Raw genomic sequence first — 25,250 nt, forward strand, 5'->3', positions numbered from 1 at the left:
CAAGACCTTCCAGCTTCCTTAAAGCGACGAGTATTGTTTGCGCAGACGCTGACGAATCAGCTCGGCGAAGGTGTTCATCACGAAGGTGAACATCAGCAGCACCAACGCAGCCAGGAACAGTACCCGATAATGACTGCCGCCCACTTCCGACTCAGGCATCTCCACGGCGACGTTAGCCGCCAGCGTGCGCATGCCTTCGAACAGGTTCATGTCCATGATCGGCGTGTTGCCGGTGGCCATCAGCACAATCATGGTTTCCCCCACCGCCCGTCCCATACCGATCATCAACGCCGAAAAAATGCCCGGGCTGGCGGTCAGGATCACCACCCGCGTCAGGGTTTGCCACGGCGTCGCACCCAGCGCCAGAGAACCGAGGGTCAGGCTCCGCGGCACGCTGAACACGGCGTCTTCGGCAATCGAATAAATGTTCGGGATGACTGCAAAGCCCATCGCAATGCCGACCACCAGCGCGTTGCGTTGATCGTAGGTAATGCCCAGTTCTTCACGAATCCACATGCTCATGTTGCCGCCGAAGAACCAGCTCTCCAGGTGGGGGCTCATGCTCAACGAGAACCAGCCCACCAACAGCACGACCGGGATCAGAATCGCCCCTTCCCAGCCGTCGGGCACCCGCAGGCGAATGGTGTCAGGCAGGCGGGTCCAGAAGAACCCTGCCAGCAGAATGCCTATCGGAGTGAGCAGCAACAGGCTGAACACACCGGGTAGATGAGCTTCCAGGTACGGCGCCAGAAACAGCCCGGCAAAGAAGCCGAGAATCACTGTCGGCATCGCTTCCATCAACTCAATCACCGGCTTGACCTTGCGACGCATCCCCGGAGCCATGAAATAGGCGGTATAGATCGCCGCCGCAACAGCCAGCGGCGCGGCCAGCAGCATGGCGTAGAACGCAGCTTTCAGGGTGCCGTAGGTTAACGGCGCAAGACTCAGCTTGGGCTCGAAATCGGAGTTGGACGCCGTGGACTGCCAGACGTACTTGGGTTCGTCGTAGTTCTCGTACCAGACCTTGCCCCACAACGAACTCCAGGACACTTCCGGGTGCGGGTTGTCCAGCGCCAGCGGCAGCAGCTTGCCGCCACTTTCGATCAGAAGCTGATTGGCGCGCGGTGACAACGCCAGAATGCCGGGGCCGTCGGCGACCTTTTCGACCAGCAAGGTACGGTGAGCGGTGCTGTGAAACACGCCCAGCCTGCCCGTAGTGTCCAGCGCGATAAAGCCCTTACGACGCTGTTCTGCCTTGATCTGATCGATAGGCGCACTGCCCATTTTGAAATCACGAATGCGCATTAAACGCTGTTCGCCGTCGGTATCCCGAGCCATGAACCACTGCGCCAGGCCGCCCCTGGAATTGCCAATAATCAGCGAAATGCCACCGACCAATTGAGCGCTGGCAGTGATTTCGGCGTTGCCGTCTTCCAGCAGTTTGTAGCGACCATTTAGGGAGCGATCACGCAGGCTGAAAACGTCGGCCTGCGCCCGGCCATTGATCACGTACAACCACTGCTGACGCGGATCAATGTAGATCGCCTTGACCGCAGCGGACGTCTGCGGCAGCTCGATGCGAGTCTGCTCGCGAGTCATCTCGCCGGTCATCAGGTTTTCTTTCTGTTCAATCGAGACAACATGCAACTGGGTGCCCGTAGAGCCTGCCAGCTTCAGGCTCTCGCCGTCCGAGCTGACGGTCACATGCTCGACCGCTCGACCGTCCTCATCCAGCACCAACGGTGCTTCGCCGAAAGGCCAGGCGACACTCGGGGTGATGGTTTTCTGATCATTCGGGTAGGTCGTCAGGTAAGAGTGCCTGAACACCAGCACCTGGCCGTTGGACAACCCCAGCGCAATCAATGGCGCACCGGGCTGGTCCTTGCCGATAGAGGCGACTGATACGCCCGGCGGAAGTGGCAGGGCGATACGCTGCAACTCTGCGCCATCCTTGATGTTGAAGAAGATCACTTCGCCCTTGTCGGAAATACGCATCCCGATCAGGTTCTGTTCTTCAATGGTAATCATCAGTGGCTTGCCGGCATCCTGCATCCAGGCGGCACTCAGCTCAGGTTCGGCGGTCAGGCTTGCGCCTTTGAACAGCGGCGCGACGACATAGGCGAGGTAGAAGAAGATCAGCGTGATGGCGGCCAGCACGGCAAGGCCGCCCACCGCGACGTACCAGTGAGTCAGCCGATCCTTGAACGCACGAACACGACGCTTGCGCACCATCGCAGGCGTATTGAAGTCGATACGCTCGGGAGGCGAACTCTGATTCATCGAAGGTTTGACCCATTCATTCATGCGCAAACACCGTAACCGCCTTGTATTACAAAAACATTACAACGAGATGACGCAAAAAAGCCCGCTGCCCATGAAAACCGGCGGCGGACTGTTCAAGCTGTGTAAAGGCCAGTCCATTGAGCCTCGCCTATCTTTATCTGGCCGCTACACCACTGGAGCTCTGCAAGCCAAGGTCTGTCAGGGTTTTCTCCACAACGCGAGCGGGCAGCGGAATGTAACCGTCTTTCATAACGACTTCCTGGCCTTGTCTGGACAACACCAGCTTCACGAACTCTGCTTCCAGTGGCGCCAGCGGCTGATTAGGTGCCTTGTTCACGTAGACATACAGGTAGCGCGACAGCGGATACGTGCCATTCAGGGTGTTGGCTTCGCTGTCTTCGACAAACTCGCCGCCCTCTTTCTTCGCCAGCGGCACAGCCCGCACGTTTGAAGTCTTGTAGCCGATACCCGAGTAGCCAATGCTGTTAAGCGAATTACTGATGGCGCTGACCACCGAAGCCGAGCCGGGCTGTTCATTGACGTTGGCTTTGAAGTCGCCTTTGCACAGAGCTTCTTCCTTGAAATAACCGTAAGTGCCCGACACCGAATTACGGCCGAACAGCTGAATCGGCTTGCCCGCCAGATCGCCGGTCACGCCTACATCACCCCAGGTTGTCGCATCAGCCCTGGCGCCGCACAGCCGGGTCGCGGAGAAGATCGCGTCGACCTGTTGCAAGGTCAGACCCTTGATGGGGTTGTCCTTGTGAACGAAGACTGCCAGCGCATCTACGGCCACCGGAATGGCGGTCGGTTTGTAGCCGTGCTTCTGCTCGAAAGCGGACAACTCGCCGTCTTTCATCTTGCGGCTCATCGGCCCCAGATTGGCGGTCCCTTCGGTCAATGCAGGCGGTGCGGTAGACGACCCGGCCGCCTGAATCTGAATGTTCACGCCCGGGTATTCTTTCCTGTAGGCCTCGGCCCACAAGGTCATGAGATTGGCCAGGGTATCGGAACCGACACTGGAGAGATTGCCCGACACACCGACGGTCTTGGTATAGGCCTTGATGGCAGGGTCGACGGCAGCGAACGTATTGGCTGCCGCAACTCCGGCGGCAACCAACGTCAATGCAGTCAGCAAACTCTTGAAGGTCATTCCTTGCGCTCCCGGCAGGGTATGTAGGTGTCCACAAGCCTTCTCGGTCAGGCTTGTGACCACTCTATGAATTGATTATGACAATAAGATGAAAAGGCCATCACCCCGGAGTGGGTGACAGCCTTTCAGTGTGTCGATACGTGAGGCGCTTTCAGGCCTTGTCGATCAACGCTTTTTTGCCAGCAGGAACACGCCGATTGCCATGCCCAGGCCACACAGAATCGCGACGTACCACGCCGGCCCCATCGGGCTGCTCTTGAGCATGAACGTCACGACCATTGGCGTCAGACCGCCGAAAATGGCATAGGCCAGGTTGTAGGAAAACGACAACCCGGAAAAGCGCACCACCGGCGGGAAGGCTTTGACCATGACATACGGAACCGCACCGATGGTGCCGACGAACAGGCCGGTCAACGCATACAGCGGGAACAGCACCTCGGGATTGCTGCCGAGGATGTGATAGAACGTCCACGAGCTGACCAGCAGGCCGGTGCTGCCGAGCAGAAACACCCAGCCTGCACCGAAACGATCCGCCAGCGCACCGGCAGCGATGCAACCGATGCTCAGGAACACAATCGCCAGACTGTTGGCTTTCAGCGCCGTGGCTGCCGGGAAACCATAAATGGTTTGCAGGATGGTCGGTGTCATCAGGATCACGACGATAATGCCCGCCGACAGCAGCCAGGTCATCAGCATCGACAGTGCAACGGCACCACGATGATCACGCAATACCGCTTTGAGCGGCACCTCTTCGGCCAGGGCCTTGCGCAGCTGCAACTCGGCAAACACCGGAGTCTCGTGCAGCATACGACGCAGGTACACCGACATCAGGCCGAATACGCCACCCAGCAGGAAAGGAATCCGCCATGCGTAGTCCGACACTTCAACCGAGGTATAAATACTGTTGATCGCGGTGGCGACCAGCGAGCCCAGTAAGATACCCGCTGTCAGGCCCGCCGTGAGCGTGCCGCAGGCGTAACCGACACGACGTGCAGGCACATGCTCGGACACGAACACCCAGGCGCCCGGCACTTCACCGCCGATGGCTGCGCCCTGAATCACCCGCATCAACAGCAGCAGGATGGGGGCCCACATGCCGATCTGTGCGTAGGTCGGCAGCAGGCCCATGATCAGGGTCGGCACGGCCATCATGAAAATGCTCAGAGTGAACATCTTCTTGCGCCCCAGCAGATCGCCGAAGTGCGCCATGATAATGCCGCCCAACGGCCTCGCCAGATAACCGGCGGCAAAAATGCCGAAGGTCTGCATCATGCGCAGCCAGTCGGGCATGTCGACCGGGAAAAACAGCTTGCCGACCACCGCCGCAAAGAACACGAAAATGATGAAGTCGTAAAACTCGAGTGCGCCACCCAGAGCAGACAGCGACAAGGTTTTATAATCGCTGCGGGTCAAAGGCCGCGCTGGCTGCGTGGAACTTGGAGGGACAGATGACATGACAAGGCTTCTCTTTGCTTGTTCTTCGATAAGGGCGAGCGACAGCAACGCTGGCTGCTGCGGGGTGGCGTGCAGAAGCGAATGTCCGGGGCAACTGTGCAGATAGGCACCAAAATTGCGTGTACAGGCAGTCTTGTTACCTGTAGGGGTCCCGCAAGATAGCAAATTGCTTCAAAAAACACATGGCAAGAACTGCACTGACACGAAATGAGAACCCGACGGTCGTTCTATGGGTCAACGCCCGATATACTCCCGGGTCGTCAGCAGCTGTGGGAAGCTGTGCGAAAACGTCTGAGTCAGCGGGTTTCGCAGAGTTTCCCTTGGGCCCTTTTCAGAGCTGAACGCTTAATGTTCATGCTCGTGGTTTTGAATGGCACCTGTTAATCGCGACACACAATAATGAGAGTCATGGGTCAGAGGCACCCTAGGCATGATCGAGCTCGAACAAGAAGATCCAACTCCGCAAGGCGACCTTGCACTGCAAATCACCGCCCTTCCCCGCGAAACCAATGGCTTCGGCGATATCTTCGGTGGCTGGCTGGTGTCCCAGATGGACCTGGCCGGTACAGCGATGGCCAGTAAAGTAGCGGGCGGCCGTGTGGCAACCGTTGCGATTGACCGCATGGCGTTTCTGGTGCCGGTCGCAGTCGGCGAGCAGCTTTCCTTTTATACCCGCACGCTGGAAGTCGGTCGCACGTCGATCAAGATGATGGTCGAAGTGTGGAGCGATGACCCGGTTACCAGCGAATGGCGCAAGGTGACAGAGGCCGCATTCGTCTTTGTGGCCATCGATTCCAGCGGCCGGACACGCTCGGTTCCCGCGCGACGGTAAATTGTCGCTCGGCCATGGATTGGCTGCACGGGTAAACTCACCGAGCGTGAAGCGGTCTATTTTCGTCACGGTCCTTGAGTGAGAACTTTGCATGCCAACATCCCCGGTTGAACCCCTCGTTGAATCCGTCCAGTACGATGAGCTGAATTGCTGGCGTATCCGCCACGGTGAGGCAGAGTTGCTGGTCGCCCAGCAAGGCGCACACATCCTCAGCTATCAAGTGGCTGGGCAGCCGCCGCTGGTCTGGCTTAACGAAGAAGCCGTATTCAAGAAAGGCAAACCGATCCGTGCCGGCATCCCGATCTGCTGGCCGTGGTTCGGTAATCTGGAGCGCAACCCGCAAAGCGTGCAGTCCATGCGCGACAGCAGCGAGCCCGCCAAGGCACATGGCGAAGTGCGAGCGCTGGACTGGCAGTTGCTGGGTATTGGCGCAGATGGCGACGCACTGCTGGTGGAGTTCGTCCTTCCAGAGGCCGAAGGCCAGTTGCCCGGCTGGCCGCACAACGTTGCCCTGAAGCTGAGCATCCGCCTCGACCATGCACTGAATGTGAGTCTGGTCAGCTACAACTGTGGCACCGAACCGGTGACCTTCAGCCAGGCGCTGCATACCTACTTCGCCGTCAGCGATGTGCGCCAGGTCAGGGTCGAAGGGCTCGACGGCCTGACCTACATCGAAACCCTGGAAAACTGGGAACAGCGCGAACAAGCGGGCGACCTGACCTTCACCGGCGAAACCGACCGTATCTATAAGGACACGCCTGGCGTACTCAGCATCGTCGACCCAGAGTGGCAACGACGCATCCACATCCGCAGCACCGGTTCGGCATCAGCCATCCTCTGGAACCCCTGGATCGAGAAAACCGGCAAATTCACCGACATGGCCGCCGACGGCTGGCAGCGCATGGTCTGCGTCGAAACCGCCAACGTGCTGGACGACGTGGTCACGCTGGCGCCGGACCAGATGCACGTGCTGGGGGTGAGTGTCTGGAGTGAAGCGCTCTGATCAGACAGTGATCAAAGCCATGCCATCAAAGGTCCGACTCAACCACCACGCGGACCTTTGACGCATCCATTGCATACGCCGCATCGGCCAGGTCGTTATTGACCTTCTCGATCTTCAGGGTGCCTTCGACCCACAGCGGTGTGTAGATATCATCCAGCTTCAGCCCCTTGGGGTAGCGCACCAGCACCAGTTGATTGGGCGGCGGTGGCGGAACGTGGATGCACGCGCCGGGATAAGGCACAAGAAAGAACAGCGTGCTATGACCTTTGGCGTCGGTTTCGAGGGGGACGGGGTAACCCCCGAGGCGAATGGTCTTGCCATTCATGGCCGGGACAGTCTTGGTCGAATACATGACCGCAGGCAGGCCCTTGCTCTGCTTCAACCCACCCTTACTGTCGAACGTACCCATGGCTTCCGGAGAATTGTGATCAATCTCGGGCATGGCTTCGAGGGCTTTTTGATCGGACTTGGGCATCAGCTCAAGCCAGTCGGTTTCCGGCAACTGGGCATGTGCAAGCCCGGACACCAGCAGAAGAGTCATCAACAGGAAGCGACGCATGATAAAGCTCGGCAAAGGGGAGAAAAGTTGCCGCGCATTCTAGCCCTCTGCGCACTGTAAAACAGAGGGCCGACGCATTAGCGTTATTTCTTTTTGATCATGCCATAGATGACCAGCAGGATAATTGCACCTACCAGCGCGCCCAGGAAACCGGCACCTTCGCCTGCCTGGTAGATACCCAGAGCCTGACCGCCATAAGTGGCAGCGAGCGAACCGGCGATACCCAGCACGATGGTCATGATCCAGCCCATGCTGTCGTCGCCCGGCTTCAGAAAGCGAGCCAGCAGACCAACGATCAGGCCGATAAAGATGGTTCCAATGATACCCATGCCATTTCCCTCTGTATTAAGTGAACATGCCCGAGCCAATAGCAGCCCCGACTTACTGCTATCTGAGAACAGTATCAGGGAATGGTTCCGGCGAAGTGGCGAGTTTGAAGCGAGGTGGAGAATTCTTCATGAATGACGGAACTGAACCGATCCGGAGCTGAGGGCCAGGCGTCTCGAACGGCGCTTCAACGCAGAAGCATTCGTTCCGCACGCTCTGCGCTCGTGGTTATACACACGTCCAACTGGCTATCGTGCCAATGCTCCGCGTTGGCACGATAGCCCCGGGCCTGATCAGGCTTTGATCAGCGCCTCTACCAACTTCACCTGACGATCCAGCGTGGCGCGGTCGACGCTGCGGACAGTCGCGTGGCCCACTTTGCGGCCAGCCTTGAACGCCTTGCCGTAGTGGTGCAGATGGCAATCCTCAACAGCGATGACCTTGTCCACTGCCGGGACCTCACCGATGAAGTTGAGCATGGCGCTTTCGCCGACCTTGGCTGTAGAGCCCAGAGGCAGGCCGGCCACGGCGCGCAGGTGGTTTTCGAACTGGCTGCACTCGGCGCCTTCCGTGGTCCAGTGACCGGAGTTGTGCACACGTGGTGCAATCTCGTTGGCCTTCAGCCCGCCGTCGACTTCAAAGAACTCGAACGCCAGCACACCCACGTAATCCAGTTGCTTGAGGACACGACCGGCATAGTCTTCGGCCAGTGCCTGCAACGGATGATCGGTGCTGGCAATGGACAGACGCAGAATGCCGCTGTCATGCGTGTTGTGGACCAACGGGTAAAAGCGGGTTTCACCATCACGCGCACGCACGGCTATCAACGAGACTTCCCCACTGAACGGCACGAAGCCTTCCAGCAGACAAGGCACGCTGCCCAGCTCTGCAAACGTACCGATTACATCGGCCGCCGAGCGCAGAACCTTCTGGCCCTTGCCGTCATAGCCCAGCGTGCGGGTTTTCAAAACAGCGGGCAGACCGATGCTGGCCACAGCGGCATCCAGGTCGGCTTGCGACTGGATGTCGGCGAACGCCGGGGTCGGAATGCCCAGGTCCTTGAACATGCTCTTTTCGAACCAGCGATCACGCGCGATACGCAATGCTTCGGCACTCGGGTAAACAGGCACGAACTGCGACAGGAACGCCACGGTTTCAGCCGGAACGCTTTCAAACTCGAAGGTCACCAGATCGACTTCATCCGCCAACTGGCGTAGATGATCGAGATCGCCGTAATCGGCACGTAGATGCTCGCCAAGTGCAGCTGCGCAGGCATCCGGCGCGGGATCGAGAAAGGCGAAGTTCATGCCCAGTGGCGTACCTGCCAATGCCAACATGCGACCGAGCTGGCCGCCACCGATTACACCGATCTTCATGGAAAAACCTCAGGCGTGGCGTGGGTCTGGATTGTCCAGGACGCTGTCTGTCTGTTCAGTGCGAAATTTCTTCAGCGCTGCGTGGAATTGCGGGTGCTTGGCGCCGAGGATGCTTGCTGAAAGCAGCGCTGCGTTGATCGCACCCGCCTTGCCGATGGCCAGGGTCGCCACCGGGATACCGGCCGGCATCTGCACGATCGACAACAAAGAGTCGACACCCGAGAGCATCGAGGACTGCACCGGAACGCCCAGGACAGGCAGGTGAGTCTTGGCGGCGCACATGCCCGGCAAGTGAGCAGCACCACCGGCACCGGCGATGATCACTTCAATGCCACGGCCTTCTGCCTCGTCGGCGTACTGGAACAGCAGGTCCGGCGTGCGGTGGGCTGACACCACTTTGACTTCAAAAGGAATGCCGAGCTTTTCCAGCATGTCGGCGGTGTGGCTAAGGGTGGACCAATCGGACTTGGAGCCCATGATCACGCCAACCAGTGCGCTCATCGTCGTGCCTCTCATCGGGCGCCCGCAGGCGCGTCTTAAAACAACAAGCCACGCGGGGGGACCGGCGTGGCTTGCTGTACGAATAGTGACCGATTTAGCCGGCCAAAGGCCGCGCAGTATACCGCAAAGTAGTGCGTTTAAAGCACCTGCGATCACCTTCTGTCAGTAGCCCTGCAAGACGTCGAGGCATGCGGTACTGGCACTCGCCATGGGAAACGGACTCCTGCCGAAGTCACACTAAAACGCCGACACGTTAACCGGCACGTCTTACGCCATTGCAGGCCCGGCCCTACTGCGTAAGGAGCAGAGTGCGACTGTCAGGCACACACTGTATTTGCTTAACTGCCTTCGCGACATTTGAAGTCGCTATTTAACCTGACTCTCAAGGATGAGAACGTACCCATGAAGAACACACTGAAAATCTGGCTGTCACTGGCCGTCTTTTTTTACCTGCCGTTTGCCAGCGCCGAAGGTCCCAATCTTGGAATGTTCCTGATCATGCACGATCAACTGACAAGACATGAACGCGCTGAGCTGGCAGATAGCTACGTAAATCCCCTGCTCGCACAGCTGCAGGAAATCACCGATCGCAGGACAACAGTCACGCTCATCGAAAATGAACCAGGTCTTACCGACTTTGCCTATCGCGGGGAGGAACTGGGAGAGCTGCTATACCAATTGTCCAAGGAAAGCATCGAATACGCAGACAGAAATAACCTGCCGCGCCCTTCGGAGCGGCATAAATATGTGCTGATAACGTCCAATAAAATCAACGGGGCAGTACACGGCGCATCGGCAAAAAGCCATCACATCGCAATGGCGTCCCTCAAAGGTTACAACACTCTGCCACACGAGATCGGCCATCTGTTTGGTGCCACGCATGAGGCGGCAACCGGCTTCCCGTGTCAGACAACCATGTGGTGGTCCTCCACAACCTCGATCATCCCCTGCTATTACTTCAGCGATGCAAACAAACAGCTGATCCGCAACTACATAGACAACATACCTGCCATGGACTGAACAGTGGCCCGGCGTGCGCAATCACGCCAGGCCGCTTTTCGCTTCGCCTGGTGCCGCTGCACTCTCAAGCTTGCGCCACAGCAGACGCACATTGGCCTTGCGCACCAGCGCGCAGCGGTACAGGCGAATCTCCAGCGGAACGTGCCATTGCGGTCCGCCGCACACCACCAGTTCACCGCGCGCCAGTTCGGCGCGCACGCTCAACTGCGGCACCCAGGCGATGCCCAACCCCTCAAGCGCCATGCTTTTCAGGCTGTCAGCCATCGCCGTTTCGTAGATCGTGGTGAAGCGCAGATTGCGCTGACGCAACAGCAAATTCACCGAACGCCCGAGGAAGGCACCCGCGCTATAGGCAAGCAACGGCACACTGGCCTCGCCTTCCATGTCGAACAACGGCTGCCCCTCGCCATCGGCAGCGCACACCGGCAACATCTCGGTATGCCCCAGATGCAACGACGGGAAAATCTCGGCATCCATCTGCAACGCAGCATCAGGATCGTAGAACGCCAGCATCAGATCGCAACCGCCCTCGCGAAGCGCATGCACCGCGTCGCCAACGTTGGTCGCCACCAGCCGTGTTGCAATGTTCAGCCCCTCGTTGCGCAACTGGGCAATCCAGCGCGGAAAGAAGCCGAGTGCCAGCGAATGCGCCGCAGCCACCTGCATGACCTCGCCCTGCCCGCCTTCCAGATGATGCAGATGGCGCACCACCTCACCCAGTTGCTCAACCACCGTGCGCGCCGTAACCAGAAACAGCTGTCCGGCGGCCGTCAGTTCGATGGGTGTGCGCGAGCGATTGACCAGGGTCAGCCCCAACGCCGCTTCCAGGCTGCGGATGCGCCGGCTGAACGCCGGCTGGGTCACAAAACGGCGCTCGGCCGCCTGGGAAAAGCTGCGAGTGGCAGCCAGGGCGCTGAAATCCTCCAGCCATTTGCTTTCCAGATTCATCAGGTCCTCCCGGACATTGGATGGCAGCCTCGCAAGGCATCGGTTTCAAACGGTCTCGTTGGGACGACCGGCAACGCAATGCAGATACATGATCCGACCCCGCTCGCTGGCAGACAAGTGCAGACCGGGTGCGACAATTTGCCTTCTTTACGCACCGAGACCGATCCAGGTCACAGCCTCATTATGCCGTTATTGCATAGGCTAGCGTTTAACAGCATTGGTCAATTTTATCCGGCAAGACCACTATTCGTGGCGTTCCGGCATTGTCCGTGCCTCTTCTGAGACTTTTTTTATCATGTCCTCGTCCGCATCATCGCGCATCGAAAAAGACCTGCTTGGTGTTCTCGAAGTACCTGCCAACGCGTATTACGGCATTCAAACCCTGCGAGCGGTGAACAATTTTCACCTGTCCGGCGTGCCTCTTTCGCACTACCCGAAACTGGTTGTGGCGTTGGCCATGGTCAAGCAGGCGGCTGCGGATGCAAACCACCAACTCGGTCACCTCAACGATGCCAAGCATGCGGCCATCAGCGAGGCCTGTGCCCGACTGATTCGCGGCGATTTCCATGATCAGTTCGTGGTCGACATGATTCAGGGCGGCGCGGGTACGTCGACCAACATGAACGCCAACGAAGTCATCGCCAACATCGCACTGGAAGCCATGGGCTTCGAAAAAGGCGATTACAAGCACCTGCACCCGAACAACGACGTGAACATGGCGCAGTCGACCAACGACGCGTATCCCACCGCGATCCGACTGGGGCTGCTGCTGGGTCATGACGCCCTGCTTGCCAGTCTGTCCAGCCTGATCCAGGCCTTCGCGGCCAAGGGTGAGGAATTCAACCACGTGTTGAAGATGGGCCGTACCCAGTTGCAGGACGCTGTTCCGATGACCCTGGGTCAGGAATTCCGCGCCTTCGCCACGACCCTGACAGAAGACCTCAATCGCCTGCGCAGCCTGGCACCCGAGCTTTTGACCGAAGTGAACCTGGGCGGCACCGCCATCGGCACCGGTATCAACGCCGACCCAGGCTATCAAAAGCTTGCCGTCGACCGCTTGGCGCTGATCAGCGGCCAGCCACTGGTTCCGGCCGCCGACTTGATCGAAGCGACCTCCGACATGGGCGCGTTCGTGCTGTTCTCGGGGATGCTCAAGCGCACTGCGGTCAAACTGTCGAAGATCTGCAACGACCTGCGCCTGCTGTCCAGCGGTCCGCGCACCGGCATCAACGAAATCAACCTGCCGGCGCGCCAGCCAGGCAGCTCGATCATGCCCGGCAAGGTCAACCCGGTGATCCCGGAAGCCGTCAATCAAGTGGCCTTTGAAATCATCGGCAACGACCTGTCACTGACCATGGCAGCCGAAGGCGGTCAGTTGCAGCTCAACGTGATGGAACCGCTGATCGCCTACAAGATTTTCGACTCGATCCGCCTGCTGCAACGCGCCATGGACATGCTGCGTGAACACTGCATCGTCGGGATCACCGCCAACGAGCAGCGCTGCCGCGAACTGGTCGAGCATTCGATCGGTCTGGTCACTGCACTGAACCCGTACATCGGTTATGAAAACTCCACCCGTATCGCCCGTATTGCGCTGGAAACCGGCCGCGGCGTACTGGAACTGGTCCGCGAAGAAGGTCTGCTCGACGACGCCATGCTCGACGACATCCTGCGTCCGGAAAACATGATCGCTCCACGTCTGGCCCCCTTGAAGGCCTGACAGGGAATGACCTGCGCAACACGCTCACCAGATTGAGGGCCTAGACACCCCTCAATTTTTTGAGGGTCTGGGAGTGATTCTCCAGGCCCTTTTTTTTGCCTGCTGCAAAGGGCTCAGATGCTTGACCCAGAGCCTGCGGCAACCCACTTCCGAGGAGCGATCCAAGGGAGTATTCATTCATCGTCGCGAATGAAGAATCAGCCGTACAAGAAAGCGACTACAGACGTAAAAACTTTGCACCGGTATAGTGCGCCCCCTCAAAAGTAGCGAGGAATAACAAAAATGCTGGAAATGATTAACGACTTTCTCTCCGGTAAAGTACTGATCGTACTTATCGTTGGCCTGGGCAGTTACTTCACGATCCGCTCGCGTTTCGTTCAGTTTCGACACTTTTTCCACATGTTCTCGGTTTTTCGCGACAGTCTGCGCAGCAGCGCCGGCCAGCTGAGTTCGTTCCAGGCCCTGATGCTCAGCCTTGCGGGCCGCGTCGGTGCAGGCAACATCGCAGGCGTCGGCATTGCCGTGACGCTCGGCGGTCCAGGTGCCGTGTTCTGGATGTGGGTCACTGCACTGGTCGGCATGTCCAGCAGCTTCATCGAGTGTTCGCTCGCTCAGCTCTATAAACGCAAGGACTCCGAAGGCCAGTTCCGCGGCGGTCCGGCGTATTACATCCAGCATGGTCTGGGCAAGCGCTGGCTGGGTATGGTCATGGCCGTACTGCTGCTGGTGACGTTCGGCTTTGCCTTCAACGGCCTGCAATCCCACGCAGTGACCGACTCGCTGAAAAGCGCATTCAACATCGACACCAAGACCACCGGCATCTGCCTGGTGGTGTTGCTGGGTCTGGCTTTCGTAGGCGGCATCAAGCGTATCGCGGCGATTTCCGACCTGCTGGTGCCGGTCAAGACCCTGATCTACATCGCAGTCACCATTTACGTCATCGTGCTGCAGATCGATCACGTGCCGGGCATGCTGATGACCATCGTGCGCAGCGCTTTCGGCCTTGATCCGGTGTTCGGCGGCCTCATCGGCAGTGCTATCGTGATGGGCGTCAAGCGTGGCGTATTTGCCAACGAAGCCGGTCTGGGCAGCGCGCCCAACGTGGCTGCCGTGGCACACGTGGAACACCCGGTCGCGCAAGGCGTGGTTCAGGCGTTCAGCGTATTCCTCGACACCTTCGTCATCTGCACCTGCACCGCCCTGCTGATCCTGCTGTCCGGTATCTACGACATCGGTTACGACGGCAACGGTATCGTGCTGGCGCAGAACTCGCTGGCGGCTGTGGTCGGTGACTGGGGTCGCATCTTCATCAGCGTCGCCTTGGCACTGTTCGTCTTCACCTCGATTCTCTACAACTACTACCTGGGCGAAAACAGCCTGCGGTTCCTGTTTGGCGAGAAGATCCAGACCATCATCATCTACCGTATCGCGGTATTGGTGCTGATCATGTGGGGTGCAGTCGTCGACCTGAAGGATGTATTGGCGTTCGCCGACATCACCATGACCATGCTGGCGTTCGTCAACCTGATCGCCCTGGCGATGCTGTTCAAAGTCGTCAAGCGCATTCTGAACGACTACGATGCGCAGCGCCGGGCAGGCGTGAAGACGCCCGTGTTCGACTCCAGCCAGTTCCCTGATCTGGACCTCGACCGCAATGCCTGGCCTGCCAACCCGGAGCGCCAGTCGACGCACGATGCCGAGATGGCAGCCAAGACTGCGCCAGAAGCACGATAACCAACGCAACGCCGGAGAAGAGCCATGACTCAGGACTCACATCAAACCGCTCAACGAGTGATGGTTCTTTACACCGGCGGCACCATCGGCATGCAAGCCAGTGCCAACGGCCTGGCACCTGCCTCGGGTTTCGAGGCGCGCATGGCCGGGCAACTGGCAGGACATCCGGAACTGGTGGTGCCCGACTGGCGCTTTCGCGAGATGTCGCCGCTGATCGACAGCGCCAACATGACGCCGGCCTACTGGCTGCGCCTGCGTGACGCCGTGATCGAGGCGGTGGATGTCGATGGCTGCGACGCGGTGCTGGTGCTGCATGGCACCGACACCCTCGCCTATAGCGCTGCTGCCATGTGTTTCCAGTTGCTGGGGTTCAGCGCCCCGGTGGTGTTCACCGGCTCGATGTTGCCCGCAGGCGTACAAGACAGCGATGCCTGGGAAAACGTCAACGGGGCGCTGCTTGCGCTGGGCTCCGGTCTGGCGTCAGGGGTCCAGTTGTATTTTCACGGTCAACTGATGACGCCCGTGCGCTGCGCAAAAATCCGCAGCTTCGGGCGCCAGCCTTTTGCCCCACTGCAACGTTCGCGAGGTGGTCATGCGGCCGTATCGCTGCCCGACTCGCTGAATTACCGTCAACCTAAAAGCCTGGCAGAGGTCGCTGTATTGCCATTGTTTCCAGGCATCGGTGCGGCTCAGCTTGATGGTCTGATCGACAGCGGTATTCAGGGACTGGTGCTGGAGTGCTTCGGCAGCGGTACTGGCCCGAGTGATGACCCGCAATTTATCGCCAGCCTGGAAAACGCCAGGGCGCGCGGGATTTGCGTGGTCGCTATCACTCAATGCCATGAAGGTGGCGTCGAGCTGGATGTCTACGAAGCCGGTAGTCGCCTGCGCAGTGCAGGCGTGCTGTCCGGTGGTGGCATGACCCGCGAAGCAGCGCTCGGCAAATTGCATGCGCTGCTGGGTGCCGACCTGACGACTGAGGAAGTCCGACGGCTGGTCGAACTGGACCTGTGTGGCGAGCTGCGTTAAGCCGCTGTCACTTCTGCTCTATCCGAGGCGTCCCGCACACGCGCAACGCCTCACCCTCCTTACGAAGCCTTGCTTTCTTCCTGTGCGCCCCTGAGCATCGAATCCAGATTGCGCTCGATGTTTTGGCACAACGCATTCATCTGAATCACATGCTCACTGGCACGGAACGGGCTTTGCAGGTCGGTGCCGATCTTTTCGATAGCCAACAGCATGAAGCCCACCACCGTGGAGGCCAGTGGCGTGAACCAGCCAAGTGTTTCCACCAGACCGATCGGCACGATCAGGCAGAACAGCGTGATGAACAGCCTCGGGAAGGCCACATACGGATAAGGCAAAGGCGTGTTGGCGATCCGCTCCATGCCGCCCTGGCAATTGGAGATGTCCACCATGGTCGACTCCAGACGCGCCAGACGGATGCTGTCCAGACGTCCCGCCTGGTATTCCTTGGCCAACAGCGCAGCCGAGGTGTTGAGCAGGTCGTTGGGAAAGTTGTTGGTATCGTGGCGGCGCTCAAACTCTTCGCGAGGGATCAGCCTCTGAATATCGTCGCCGCATTCATCACCCTTCAAATGCGCAGACAGACATTTCACATAGGCCACGTGACGACGCAACAAAGTCGCCTTGACCGGGTTGATACCGTCATCATCCTCGACCAGGGTCAGCACCTGACGAGCAAAACTGCGTGAACTGTTAACCATCGCACCCCACAGCGTCCGCGCCTCCCACCAGCGGTTGTAGGCGCTGGAATTACGAAAGCTGGTCAGCACCACCAACGCAGAACCGAGCAGGGTCAAGGGTAATGATGGCAGGTTGATCTTTCGATCAAGAAACAGCATGAAATCGACGGTCACGATCACGTCCCAGATCAGCAGCCAGAAGAGCGACCAACCTACGTAACCAATCGTCTTGCCGAGAAAACGGACTTTCGAAATGATCGTTTGCTGCAAAGGACTACCCCATCGAGAAATAAGCGAGCGCGCATTCGGACCGCTACTGCATGGCCTTTGAATGCCAATCCAGCAGATGGTTCGCAAACGGCCCGCTTTATCTCGGGGTCTTTAACGTATTCAGCAGGCAGTCAATCCGACTTGCGGGCGCTCACCGGTAAAGAATATCGGGCGAAACCTGACACCCACCACGTTACCGGCATAGGCCGCAACCAGCCACAGCCAGCCGTGCAGGCTGCCGGAAGCGATCCCGCTGAAGTACGCGCCGATGTTGCAGCCGTAGGCCAGACGCGAGCCGTAGCCCAACAGCAGACCACCGATAACCGCAGCCACCAGCGAGCGCGTGGGAATATCCAGACTCGGCGCAAAGCGCCCGGCCAATCCTGCCGCCAGCAAGGCACCGAGCATGATGCCGATATCCATCACGCTGGTAATGTCTTGCCAAACCGGCGCTGCCAGGGCTTTGGCATTCGCGGCACTCTGCCAGAACACCCAACTGCCGACGTCGACCCCCAAACCGCTGGCCGCCTTGGCGCCCCACAAGGCAAACGCCGAGGTGATGCCCCATGGACGGCCAGCCAGCGCCAGCGTGGCATAATTCAACACCGCCAGCGCCACCGCGCCCCAGACCAGAACCCACGGCCCGCGCAGCACCCGACGCAGGCCGCGATGCTCGGTGGTCACTGGCGCTTCAAGCTGCCCATGACGGCGCTTTTCCAGCTTCACGGTAACCCACGCGATCAAGGCAAACACCGCCAGATTCACGATCAGCGCAGGCAGCACGCCGAAGGTCTTGACCACTGAAACAGGCGCAAACGCAGGCAGGGCGAACCACCAGTCGACATGGTGCGTGGCGATCAGTGAACCGAGGATGAAGAACAGCAACGTGACCAGCATCCGTGCATTACCGCCACCGGCGGTGAACAAGGTACCCGACGCACAGCCACCGCCCAGTTGCATGCCGATGCCGAAAATAAATGCACCTACAATTACCGAAACGCCGACTGGTGCGACTAGCCCGGTAACCGGCTGACCAAACAGCGTGCCAGCGCCCAGTGCAGGGAAAAACAGCACGACCGCCACCGCCAGCATAACCATTTGCGCACGTAGACCCGCGCCGCGCCGTTCACGGATGAACACCCGCCATGCGGAGGTGAAGCCAAACGCTGCGTGGTACAGCGTCACGCCCAGCGCAGCACCGACGATCCACAGCAGCACCTGACGAGTGCCGACGCTGAGCAGCAGAAACTGCGCGCCCATCAACAGCAGAAACAGCGCAGCCAGCGGCGCGCCGAACTTGCGTCCGGGTGTTACAGACAGAGAGTTATTCATAGGTATCTCGAAGACAGGTAGCAAAAACGACGATTATACGCGCGCCAGGCGACTACTCCGACCAGGCTTCACGCAGCCTGTTCAGCGCATCTGCAATCGCAGACTCCGGTACGGCGGCAAAACCCAGCACCAGCCCGGCTCGGTTATCCACAGGCTCACTGGATTCGGGCAGCCAGTATTCACTCAGGGCGTTCATTTCGACGCCGACGCTTCTGGCCTGCTCGATCAGCACTTGCTCGCGCGCCAGACTGTCGACCTTGACCACCACATGCAGCCCTGCGACGCCCTTGGGCATCGCCGCACACCCCGCAATATCGTCAGGCCAGCCAGCGAACAGAGCGTTGCGTCGACTCTGAGCTGCACGCCGCATACGCCTGATATGTCGCTGAAAATGCCCCTGAGCGATGAACTGCGCCATGACCGCCTGCACGCCGATTTCCGTATGGCGGATATCGACCGCCTTGCGTTGGCTGAACGGCTGCACCAGGCCTTTGGGCAGCACCAGATAGCCGAGGCGCAATGCAGGGAAAGCAATCTTGCCGAACGTACCGATGTAAATCACCCGACCGTCCTGATCGAGTGCAGCCAACGGTGCCAGCGGCGAGCCGCTGTAGCGGTACTCGCCGTCGTAATCGTCTTCGATTATCCAGCCTTGATTCTTTCTCGCCCAAGCCAGCAATTCCAGACGCCGCGCCAGGCTCATCACCACCCCGGTAGGGTACTGATGCGAAGGTGTGACGTAAGCGAGTGTGCAATCGGCCTGCTGCAGATCGACACAGCGCATCCCCTCGTCGTCTACCGCAATCCCCTGCAATCGGCCACCTGCCATCGCGAACGCATGCCCGGCGGCTCGATAACCGGGATTTTCGATTGCAACGCCTTCTCCCGGCGTCAACAGCAACTGTGCACAAAGGCTTATTGCATGCTGTGCGCCATTGGTGATCACAATTTGCTCAGCGGTACAGTGCAGTCCCCGTGATGAGCGAAGATAGACCGCAATCAACTCGCGCAATCGCCACTCCCCCGATGCCGAACCGTAGCCCAGTTGGCCAAGGTCGGGCTTGCGCCAGAATGCCGCGTACAGCTTGCCCCACAAGGCGAAGGGGAAAAGATCAAATGCCGGAACGCCCACCCGAAAGGCCCTGGGCGCGCCACTTGGGGGTGCCTGCAAATGGTGCTGCTCGATGCGTTCCAGCGCTGGGTTGTGGATAACTTCACTGCACGGATTTAAGGGTATTTCTGCCGTAACTGTGGACAAACCTGTGCATAAGCCTGTGCGCAAAGCTGTGGGTAACTTGGTGGATAGTTTTTTGCCAGGACCGGACTGAGGCGCGGCGCTCGTTTCGCAAAGCTCTACGACATAAGTGCCATCGCCAATGCGTCCCTCGACGAAGCCTTCGGCATACAACTGCTCGTACGCACGCAGCACGCTGTTGCGGGATATCGCCAATGAACACGCCAGATCACGACTGGCCGGCAACCGAATCCCCCCGCCCAGACGTCCATCGAGAATCTGCTGCCGCAGAATCTGATAAAGCTGCTTGCTCAGCCCAAGGCGCGGGTCCAGTTCAATACCCGTAAGCGTGGACGGAAACGCAGAGAGGTCGGTGGACATCAGATTGGCCCTATGAAATCTGTCAAAAATGGATCTTACAACAGACCAATGGAGTGCTTAGGATTCGTTCACTCACTCAGGAAAATTGCCATGTACACGCCTTCCGCATTCAAGGACAACGACATCACACGCTTGCACGAGCAAATCGATCAAACACGCCTGGCAATTCTGGTTACCCACGGTGAAAACGGCCTGCAGGCAACCCACTTGCCCTTGCTGTTGCGCCGGGATCAGGGCGCGTCTGGCACGTTGTACGGACACTTGGCCAAGGCCAATCCGCAGGTGCAGCAGTTGAGTGCCGGTGTCGAGGCCATGGTGATTTTCCCCGGCGACGACGCTTACGTGAGCCCCGCTTACTACCCGAGCAAGGCAGAACATGGCAAGGTTGTGCCCACCTGGAATTACCTGGCCGTGCATGCTTACGGCAAGGCTGAATGCTTTGCTGACCCTGAACGATTGCACCTGCTGGTGAGCGAGTTGACTGACAAGCATGAGTCCGGGCGTGCTCAACCGTGGTCCATCAACGATGCACCTGCGGACTACATCGCCAGAATGCTGGGCGCGATTGTCGGCTTCGCCCTGCCCGTGCAGCGCTTGCAAGGCAAACGCAAGCTCAGCCAGAACCGCGATGCTCGGGACATCGCCGGTGTGCGCGATGGCCTCGCTGCCAGCGAAGATTCAAACGACCAGCGAATCGCTCGCTTGATGAGCTAAAGGGAGAGCTTCATGACCCGTGCCGACATCCGCCCTGTCACTGCCGACGATTATCAAGCCTGGCTGCCGCTATGGCAGGCCTACCTTAGTTTCTACAAAACCGAGCTGCCCGTGGGTGTAAGCGAGGTCACCTGGCAACGCTTTCTCGACCCGAGCGAGCCGACCCACTCGGCACTGGCCTGGCTGGATGGCAAGGCGGTCGGCATGGTGAACTTCATCTATCATCGCTCCAACTGGAGCATCAATAATGCTTGTTACCTGCAAGACCTGATTGTCGCCCCCGAACAGCGCGGAACCGGCATTGGCAGGCAGTTGATCGAGTTTGTCTACGCCACCGCCAAGGCTGATGGCTGCGACAAGGCGCACTGGCTGACGCATGAAACCAATGCTACGGCGATCCAGTTGTACGAGCGAATTGCCGAGCGACCTGGCCTTATCCAATTTCGTAAAGCGCTCTGAAACAGGAAATGATTCATGTCCGACACATTGCTGGACTGGCAAGCCGCCGCATTGCCCACCACCCGAACACTCACAGGACGCTTCATTCGCCTGGAAAAGCTTGATGCTGCGCGGCACGCCGAAGATTTGTGGGCCGTGCTTCAGGGGCCGAACGCAGATCCGAAGCTCTGGGATTATCTGCCTTATGGCCCTTTTATCGAGCGTAGCGCGTTTGATGCCTGGCTGACCGGACATCAGGTGGCCTCCGATCCGTGGTTTTACGTGATCGTCGATCAGCAGAGCGATAAAGCCGAGGGGGTCATCAGCCTGATGTCGATCGTTGCAGCCCATGGCCGGATCGAGATTGGCCACGTGACCTTCAGCGCGGCCATGCAACGCACGCCCAAAGGCACAGAAGCCATATACCTGCTGGCCCGGGAAGCCTTTGCGCTGGGCTATCGACGCCTCGAGTGGAAATGCAACGCCAACAACGCCCGCTCGAAACGCGCTGCCGAGCGGTTCGGGTTCAGCTACGAAGGCACCTTCCGCCAGCACATGGTGGTCAAAGGTCAGAGCAGGGACACCGCGTGGTATTCGATGCTCGACAGTGAATGGCCTGTGCTGCAAAAGGCATTTGAACGCTGGCTGGCTGTGGATAACTTTGCGGACGGGCAGCAGATCAAAGGGCTTGAAACGTTCCGCCAGTGATTCGCGTCTCACCCGGCGCGACACACCGCTGGAGCATGAGGAGCAGCGATCTCAACTACCTCAACTATCGTGCGACGCTCCGCGTCGGTATGCCGTTCCGGACGCTCCGCATCCTCTTTGCGGCGCAGAGCGTCGAGAACCGCATTCTTGCCCGCTTGCAGAATAAAAAAAGGGAAGCCACGAGTGCTTCCCTGAGGTAAACGGTGGAATGATCCGAAGCGTCGGATCAGCCTTCGATTTCGACCAGTATCTCGCCCGGATTGACGCGGTCGCCCTTGGCGACATGAATGGCCACGACCTTCCCGGCAACGGATGCCTGGACTTCGGTTTCCATTTTCATTGCTTCGGTGATCAGTATGGCCTGACCGGCCTTGACCAAATCGCCCTCCTTGACCAGCACATCGACGATGTTGCCCGGCATGGTGGTGCTGACGTGGCCCGGTGCGCTGGCCTGCTTGCGCTTGCTGGCACCGCCACTGACAAACTCATTGAGCGGTTCGAACACCACTTCTTCCGGCATGCCGTCGATGGTCAGGTAGAAGTGGCGCTTGCCCTCGGCCTTGACGCCCACGCCGGTGATGTCTACGCGGTAGGTCTCGCCATGCACATCAATGACAAACTCGGTCGGCACACCCTCGCCGCCCGCCCTGGCCACGCTTCCGGCTTCAGGAATCGGCAGCAATACTTCCGGCGTCAGGGTCCCGGCGGCGCGCTCTTCAAGAAACTTGCGACCAATGTCCGGGAACATGGCGAACGTCAGCACGTCTTCTTCGGATCTGGCCAATGCGCCGATGTCGGCACGTAGCTTGGTCATCTCCGGCCGAAGCAGGTCAGCAGGACGAACATCGATCAGTTCCTCGTTGCCAATCGCCTGCCGCCGCAGCTTTTCATCGACCTGCCCTGGTGCCTTGCCATAGCCGCCTTGCAGATAAAGCTTCACCTCGTTGGTGATGGTCTTGTAACGCTCGCCCGCCAGCACGTTGAAGAACGCCTGGGTGCCCACGATTTGCGAGGTCGGCGTTACCAGAGGTGGATAACCGAGGTCTTTGCGGACGCGAGGGATTTCCTCCAGCACTTCGCTCATGCGATTGAGCGCGCCCTGTTCCTTGAGCTGGTTAGCGAGGTTGGAGATCATCCCGCCAGGAACCTGATTGACCTGCACGCGGGTATCCACCGCGGTAAATTCGCTTTCGAACTGATGATATTTCTTACGCACCGCGTAGAAATACAGACCGATTTCCTGCAACAGTTCCAGGTCCAGTCCGGTGTCGAATTCACTGCCCTTGAGCGCCGCAACCATCGACTCGGTGCCCGGATGGCTGGTGCCCCAGGCGAAGCTGGAAATCGCCGTGTCGATATGGTCAGCACCGTTTTCAATCGCCTTGAGCTGACACATCGCAGCCAGACCCGCCGTGTCATGCGAGTGTATGAACACCGGCAACGACTGCTCGGCTTTCAGCGCCTTGACCAGTTCACCCGTGGCATAAGGCGTCAGCAGGCCGGCCATGTCCTTGATCGCCACCGAGTCGCAACCCATGGCCTCCATCTGCCGCGCCTGCGCGACGAATGCTTCGATGGTGTGAACCGGGCTGGTGGTGTACGCGATGGTGCCCTGTGCATGTTTGCCCGCAGCCTTCACCGCTTCGATGGCGACGCGCAGGTTACGCACATCGTTCATGGCATCGAAAATCCGGAACACATCGATGCCGTTGACCGCAGCCTTGGCCACAAACGCCCTGACTACATCATCACTGTAATGCCGATAGCCCAGCAGGTTCTGACCGCGCAGCAGCATCTGCAAACGGGTATTGGGCAACGCCGCACGCAGCTGGCGCAGACGCTCCCAAGGGTCCTCCTTGAGAAACCGCACGCACGCGTCGAACGTGGCGCCGCCCCACATTTCCAGCGACCAGTAACCCACTTTGTCGAGCTTGTCGCAGATCGGCAGCATGTCTTCAGTGCGCATGCGGGTCGCCAGCAACGATTGGTGAGCGTCACGCAGGATGGTGTCGGTTACGAAGATCTTTTTGGACATCTCAATATTCCTTACAGACCGGCATGGGCGGCGATGGCGGCAGCGATGGCCAGGGCCAGCTCTTCGGGTTTGCGTTTGATCGAGTAATTGGTGAGCTCGGGGTGGCTTTCGACAAAGCTGGTGTTGAACTCACCGCTGCGGAATTCCGGATTGCGCAGGATTTCCTGGTAATAGGCCGCAGTGGTCTTCACTCCTTGCAGACGCATGTCATCCAGCGCACGCAGGCCGCGATCCATCGCCTCTTCCCAGCTCAGCGCCCAGACGATCAGCTTCAGGCACATCGAGTCGTAGTACGGCGGTATGGTGTAGCCGGTGTAAATCGCCGTGTCGGTACGCACGCCAGGTCCGCCGGGTGCGTAATAACGGGTGATCTTGCCGAAGCTGGGCAGGAAATTGTTCTTCGGGTCTTCCGCGTTGATGCGAAATTGCAGGGCAAAACCACGATGGATGATGTCTTCCTGCTTGACCGATAACGGCAGGCCCGACGCGATGCGGATCTGTTCACGAACAATGTCGATGCCGGTGATTTCTTCAGTGATGGTGTGCTCGACCTGCACTCGGGTGTTCATTTCCATGAAGTACACCTCGCCCTCGGCGAGCAGAAACTCCACAGTGCCGGCGTTCTCGTAGCCAACGGCCTTGGCAGCACGCACCGACAGATCACCGATGTAAGCGCGCTGCTCGGGCGTCAGTTGCGGGCTGGGCGCGATCTCGATCAGCTTCTGGTTACGGCGCTGGATCGAACAGTCGCGCTCGAACAGGTGCACCACGTTACCAAAGCTGTCGCCGAGGATCTGTGCTTCGATGTGCTTGGGGTTGACGATGCACTTTTCGAGAAAGACTTCCGCCGAGCCGAAGGCCTTGGTCGCCTCGGAAATGACCCGGGGAAAGGCCTGCTCCAACTCTTCACGACTGTTGCAACGCCTAATACCACGCCCACCGCCACCGGAAGTGGCCTTGAGCATCACTGGATAACCGATGCGCTCGCCTTCGAGCAGCGCCTCATCGATGTCCGCCACATTGCCTTCAGTGCCAGGCGTCACCGGCACGCCGGCCTTGATCATGCTGCGCCGCGCTTCGGTCTTGTCGCCCATGCGGCGAATCACTTCTGCCGACGGGCCGATGAATTTAATCCCACGCTCGGCGCAGATATCAGCCAGCTCGGCGTTTTCCGAGAGGAAACCGTAACCGGGATGCAGCGCATCGCAACCGGTTTCCACCGCCAGATTCACCAGCTTGCGCGGGTCCAGGTAACCAGCGAGCGGGTCGGCGCCAATGCTGTAGGCCTCATCAGCACGTTTTACGTGTAACGCGTGACGGTCTGCGTCGGAAAAGATCGCTACCGAGCGAATGCCCATTTCTGCACAGGCTCGCACGATGCGGACGGCGATCTCTCCACGGTTGGCGATCAGAATTTTTTTTATCACTGGTGATTCCTCGCCCCTAAAGACCCAACCGGTCAGCACATCCAGGTAAGCGTTGTATTCGCGCTTTTTTGTAACCCGGCATGTGACTCAATGT

Annotated in this window: 22 protein-coding genes; 9 read left to right on the top strand and 13 right to left on the bottom strand. The window is 59.0% G+C overall.

Annotation, left to right across the window (positions count from 1 at the left end):
- Positions 1 to 18: 18 nt before the first annotated feature.
- The 3 genes from N018_RS24955 to N018_RS24965 all read right to left on the bottom strand — a co-directional run bounded on the left by N018_RS24955 (position 19) and on the right by N018_RS24965 (position 4,891).
- Positions 19 to 2,304, bottom strand: a complete 2,286-nt coding sequence (locus tag N018_RS24955) for an ABC transporter permease subunit (protein WP_025391037.1) — start codon at positions 2,302 to 2,304, stop codon at positions 19 to 21.
- A gap of 133 nt (positions 2,305 to 2,437) precedes the next feature.
- The gene (locus tag N018_RS24960; RefSeq protein ID WP_024644657.1) at positions 2,438 to 3,436 is read right to left on the bottom strand and encodes a phosphate ABC transporter substrate-binding protein PstS; all 999 of its coding nucleotides are present in this window, start codon (positions 3,434 to 3,436) and stop codon (positions 2,438 to 2,440) included.
- Positions 3,437 to 3,601: 165 nt separating this feature from the next.
- The gene (locus N018_RS24965; RefSeq protein WP_024644656.1) at positions 3,602 to 4,891 is read right to left on the bottom strand and encodes an MFS transporter; all 1,290 of its coding nucleotides are present in this window, start codon (positions 4,889 to 4,891) and stop codon (positions 3,602 to 3,604) included.
- Between the two features lie 430 nt (positions 4,892 to 5,321).
- Between N018_RS24965 and N018_RS24970 the strand changes: the two genes are divergently transcribed.
- Positions 5,322 to 5,723 (top strand): acyl-CoA thioesterase, encoded by a 402-nt coding sequence (locus N018_RS24970; protein ID WP_003378389.1) that lies wholly within the window; start codon positions 5,322 to 5,324, stop codon positions 5,721 to 5,723.
- A 91-nt stretch (positions 5,724 to 5,814) separates the two neighbouring features.
- Positions 5,815 to 6,726 (top strand): D-hexose-6-phosphate mutarotase, encoded by a 912-nt coding sequence (locus N018_RS24975; RefSeq protein ID WP_025391038.1) that lies wholly within the window; start codon positions 5,815 to 5,817, stop codon positions 6,724 to 6,726.
- A 25-nt stretch (positions 6,727 to 6,751) separates the two neighbouring features.
- On the opposite strand, the gene N018_RS24980 is transcribed toward N018_RS24975, so the two are convergent.
- The 4 genes from N018_RS24980 to purE all read right to left on the bottom strand — a co-directional run bounded on the left by N018_RS24980 (position 6,752) and on the right by purE (position 9,489).
- The gene (locus tag N018_RS24980; protein WP_024644654.1) at positions 6,752 to 7,285 is read right to left on the bottom strand and encodes a DUF3299 domain-containing protein; all 534 of its coding nucleotides are present in this window, start codon (positions 7,283 to 7,285) and stop codon (positions 6,752 to 6,754) included.
- A gap of 83 nt (positions 7,286 to 7,368) precedes the next feature.
- Positions 7,369 to 7,614: a GlsB/YeaQ/YmgE family stress response membrane protein gene (locus N018_RS24985; protein ID WP_002555896.1), complete on the bottom strand. Its 246-nt coding sequence runs from the start codon at positions 7,612 to 7,614 to the stop codon at positions 7,369 to 7,371.
- 291 nt (positions 7,615 to 7,905) lie between these two features.
- Complete coding sequence (locus N018_RS24990) at positions 7,906 to 8,988, bottom strand: 5-(carboxyamino)imidazole ribonucleotide synthase (protein WP_024644653.1); 1,083 nt, start codon at positions 8,986 to 8,988, stop codon at positions 7,906 to 7,908.
- 9 nt (positions 8,989 to 8,997) lie between these two features.
- Positions 8,998 to 9,489 carry a 5-(carboxyamino)imidazole ribonucleotide mutase gene (gene purE / locus N018_RS24995; RefSeq protein WP_003340324.1) on the bottom strand — a complete coding sequence of 164 codons (492 nt, stop codon included), beginning with the start codon at positions 9,487 to 9,489 and terminating at the stop codon, positions 8,998 to 9,000.
- A gap of 402 nt (positions 9,490 to 9,891) precedes the next feature.
- Here purE and N018_RS25000 point away from each other — a divergent pair, with 402 nt between their 5' ends.
- Positions 9,892 to 10,509, top strand: a complete 618-nt coding sequence (locus N018_RS25000) for a reprolysin-like metallopeptidase (RefSeq protein WP_025391039.1) — start codon at positions 9,892 to 9,894, stop codon at positions 10,507 to 10,509.
- Between the two features lie 21 nt (positions 10,510 to 10,530).
- Here the strand turns inward: N018_RS25000 and N018_RS25005 are convergent, their stop codons facing one another.
- Entirely contained in the window at positions 10,531 to 11,457 is a 927-nt protein-coding gene (locus N018_RS25005; RefSeq protein ID WP_024644651.1) for a LysR substrate-binding domain-containing protein, read from the bottom strand.
- Positions 11,458 to 11,752: 295 nt separating this feature from the next.
- On the opposite strand from N018_RS25005, the gene aspA reads away from it, so the two are divergent.
- The 3 genes from aspA to N018_RS25020 all read left to right on the top strand — a co-directional run bounded on the left by aspA (position 11,753) and on the right by N018_RS25020 (position 15,940).
- Positions 11,753 to 13,177 carry an aspartate ammonia-lyase gene (aspA, locus tag N018_RS25010; RefSeq protein WP_024644650.1) on the top strand — a complete coding sequence of 475 codons (1,425 nt, stop codon included), beginning with the start codon at positions 11,753 to 11,755 and terminating at the stop codon, positions 13,175 to 13,177.
- 282 nt (positions 13,178 to 13,459) lie between these two features.
- Positions 13,460 to 14,911 carry an alanine/glycine:cation symporter family protein gene (locus N018_RS25015; RefSeq protein WP_024644649.1) on the top strand — a complete coding sequence of 484 codons (1,452 nt, stop codon included), beginning with the start codon at positions 13,460 to 13,462 and terminating at the stop codon, positions 14,909 to 14,911.
- A gap of 24 nt (positions 14,912 to 14,935) precedes the next feature.
- Positions 14,936 to 15,940 (top strand): asparaginase, encoded by a 1,005-nt coding sequence (locus N018_RS25020; RefSeq protein ID WP_025391040.1) that lies wholly within the window; start codon positions 14,936 to 14,938, stop codon positions 15,938 to 15,940.
- A 59-nt stretch (positions 15,941 to 15,999) separates the two neighbouring features.
- On the opposite strand, the gene N018_RS25025 is transcribed toward N018_RS25020, so the two are convergent.
- The 3 genes from N018_RS25025 to N018_RS25035 all read right to left on the bottom strand — a co-directional run bounded on the left by N018_RS25025 (position 16,000) and on the right by N018_RS25035 (position 19,834).
- On the bottom strand, positions 16,000 to 16,887 hold the full coding sequence (locus tag N018_RS25025; protein WP_024644647.1) for a bestrophin family protein: 888 nt from the start codon (positions 16,885 to 16,887) through the stop codon (positions 16,000 to 16,002).
- 120 nt (positions 16,888 to 17,007) lie between these two features.
- Entirely contained in the window at positions 17,008 to 18,219 is a 1,212-nt protein-coding gene (locus N018_RS25030) for a YeeE/YedE family protein (RefSeq protein ID WP_025391041.1), read from the bottom strand.
- A 52-nt stretch (positions 18,220 to 18,271) separates the two neighbouring features.
- Entirely contained in the window at positions 18,272 to 19,834 is a 1,563-nt protein-coding gene (locus N018_RS25035; protein WP_025391042.1) for a PLP-dependent aminotransferase family protein, read from the bottom strand.
- Between the two features lie 90 nt (positions 19,835 to 19,924).
- Between N018_RS25035 and N018_RS25040 the strand changes: the two genes are divergently transcribed.
- From N018_RS25040 to N018_RS25050, 3 genes are read left to right on the top strand one after another with little or no spacing between them, the layout of a single operon-like run.
- Positions 19,925 to 20,548, top strand: coding sequence for an FMN-binding negative transcriptional regulator (locus tag N018_RS25040; protein ID WP_025391043.1), 624 nt, complete (start codon positions 19,925 to 19,927; stop codon positions 20,546 to 20,548).
- Positions 20,549 to 20,560: 12 nt separating this feature from the next.
- Positions 20,561 to 21,007, top strand: a complete 447-nt coding sequence (locus N018_RS25045; protein ID WP_025391044.1) for a GNAT family N-acetyltransferase — start codon at positions 20,561 to 20,563, stop codon at positions 21,005 to 21,007.
- Positions 21,008 to 21,022: 15 nt separating this feature from the next.
- Positions 21,023 to 21,694, top strand: coding sequence for a GNAT family N-acetyltransferase (locus N018_RS25050; RefSeq protein ID WP_025391045.1), 672 nt, complete (start codon positions 21,023 to 21,025; stop codon positions 21,692 to 21,694).
- A 226-nt stretch (positions 21,695 to 21,920) separates the two neighbouring features.
- On the opposite strand, the gene oadA is transcribed toward N018_RS25050, so the two are convergent.
- Together oadA and N018_RS25060 are read right to left on the bottom strand one after the other, a co-directional pair.
- A complete protein-coding gene (gene oadA, locus N018_RS25055; RefSeq protein ID WP_025391046.1) occupies positions 21,921 to 23,729 on the bottom strand; it encodes a sodium-extruding oxaloacetate decarboxylase subunit alpha in 1,809 nt (602 codons plus the stop codon).
- Positions 23,730 to 23,740: 11 nt separating this feature from the next.
- Positions 23,741 to 25,156 carry an acetyl-CoA carboxylase biotin carboxylase subunit gene (locus N018_RS25060; protein ID WP_024643481.1) on the bottom strand — a complete coding sequence of 472 codons (1,416 nt, stop codon included), beginning with the start codon at positions 25,154 to 25,156 and terminating at the stop codon, positions 23,741 to 23,743.
- Positions 25,157 to 25,250 lie beyond the last annotated feature (94 nt).

Origin of the sequence: Pseudomonas syringae CC1557 (assembly GCF_000452705.1) — a bacterium.
Taxonomy (GTDB): domain Bacteria; phylum Pseudomonadota; class Gammaproteobacteria; order Pseudomonadales; family Pseudomonadaceae; genus Aquipseudomonas; species Aquipseudomonas syringae_F.

Excerpts from the sequence above, each read along its gene's own strand:
- N018_RS24975 (WP_025391038.1), top strand. The coding sequence starts at position 5,815 with ATGCCAACATCCCCGGTTGAACCCCTCGTTGAATCCGTCCAGTACGAT.
- N018_RS24985 (WP_002555896.1), bottom strand. The coding sequence starts at position 7,614 with ATGGGTATCATTGGAACCATCTTTATCGGCCTGATCGTTGGTCTGCTG.
- aspA (WP_024644650.1), top strand. The coding sequence starts at position 11,753 with ATGTCCTCGTCCGCATCATCGCGCATCGAAAAAGACCTGCTTGGTGTT.
- N018_RS25005 (WP_024644651.1), bottom strand. The coding sequence starts at position 11,457 with ATGAATCTGGAAAGCAAATGGCTGGAGGATTTCAGCGCCCTGGCTGCC.
- N018_RS24980 (WP_024644654.1), bottom strand. The coding sequence starts at position 7,285 with ATGCGTCGCTTCCTGTTGATGACTCTTCTGCTGGTGTCCGGGCTTGCA.
- N018_RS24965 (WP_024644656.1), bottom strand. The coding sequence starts at position 4,891 with ATGTCATCTGTCCCTCCAAGTTCCACGCAGCCAGCGCGGCCTTTGACC.
- N018_RS25040 (WP_025391043.1), top strand. The coding sequence starts at position 19,925 with ATGTACACGCCTTCCGCATTCAAGGACAACGACATCACACGCTTGCAC.
- N018_RS24990 (WP_024644653.1), bottom strand. The coding sequence starts at position 8,988 with ATGAAGATCGGTGTAATCGGTGGCGGCCAGCTCGGTCGCATGTTGGCA.
- N018_RS25000 (WP_025391039.1), top strand. The coding sequence starts at position 9,892 with ATGAAGAACACACTGAAAATCTGGCTGTCACTGGCCGTCTTTTTTTAC.
- N018_RS24970 (WP_003378389.1), top strand. The coding sequence starts at position 5,322 with ATGATCGAGCTCGAACAAGAAGATCCAACTCCGCAAGGCGACCTTGCA.
- N018_RS25015 (WP_024644649.1), top strand. The coding sequence starts at position 13,460 with ATGCTGGAAATGATTAACGACTTTCTCTCCGGTAAAGTACTGATCGTA.
- N018_RS25020 (WP_025391040.1), top strand. The coding sequence starts at position 14,936 with ATGACTCAGGACTCACATCAAACCGCTCAACGAGTGATGGTTCTTTAC.
- N018_RS25050 (WP_025391045.1), top strand. The coding sequence starts at position 21,023 with ATGTCCGACACATTGCTGGACTGGCAAGCCGCCGCATTGCCCACCACC.
- oadA (WP_025391046.1), bottom strand. The coding sequence starts at position 23,729 with ATGTCCAAAAAGATCTTCGTAACCGACACCATCCTGCGTGACGCTCAC.
- N018_RS24955 (WP_025391037.1), bottom strand. The coding sequence starts at position 2,304 with ATGAATGAATGGGTCAAACCTTCGATGAATCAGAGTTCGCCTCCCGAG.
- purE (WP_003340324.1), bottom strand. The coding sequence starts at position 9,489 with ATGAGCGCACTGGTTGGCGTGATCATGGGCTCCAAGTCCGATTGGTCC.
- N018_RS25035 (WP_025391042.1), bottom strand. The coding sequence starts at position 19,834 with ATGTCCACCGACCTCTCTGCGTTTCCGTCCACGCTTACGGGTATTGAA.
- N018_RS25030 (WP_025391041.1), bottom strand. The coding sequence starts at position 18,219 with ATGAATAACTCTCTGTCTGTAACACCCGGACGCAAGTTCGGCGCGCCG.
- N018_RS25045 (WP_025391044.1), top strand. The coding sequence starts at position 20,561 with ATGACCCGTGCCGACATCCGCCCTGTCACTGCCGACGATTATCAAGCC.
- N018_RS24960 (WP_024644657.1), bottom strand. The coding sequence starts at position 3,436 with ATGACCTTCAAGAGTTTGCTGACTGCATTGACGTTGGTTGCCGCCGGA.